The 316-nt window shown below is 53.8% G+C and carries 1 protein-coding gene; it reads left to right on the forward strand.

Annotation, left to right across the window (positions count from 1 at the left end):
* Positions 1 to 316, forward strand: a 316-nt coding sequence (locus SB756_RS28990; protein WP_410912978.1) for an RHS repeat-associated core domain-containing protein, incomplete at both ends; no start/stop codon positions are given.

Here is a 316-nt window from a genome sequence, read left to right on the forward strand (position 1 = left end):
GGTATCAACAGCCCGTGGGGCAAGCTGCTGCGCGAGTCCAGCCAGCGTGTTCCTGTGGTGGAGCAGAACCTGCGTATGCAGGGCCAGTACCTGGACCGGGAAACCGGACTGCACTACAATCTGTTTGGTTATTATGACCCGGACAGCGGACGGTTTACCCAGCAGGATCCTATAGGGCTGGCGGGCGGGATCAACCTTTACCAGTATGCCCCGAATGCGCTGGGTTGGGTGGATCCGTGGGGGCTGAGTAAGTGTAAAAACGAATGGAATGATTTCCAGAAAAAGTCGAATAAAAAACAATTCACTTCAAGGAAAC

This window comes from Pseudomonas sp. SIMBA_068 (assembly GCF_046534705.1).
In the GTDB taxonomy this organism is placed as follows: domain Bacteria; phylum Pseudomonadota; class Gammaproteobacteria; order Pseudomonadales; family Pseudomonadaceae; genus Aquipseudomonas; species Aquipseudomonas putida.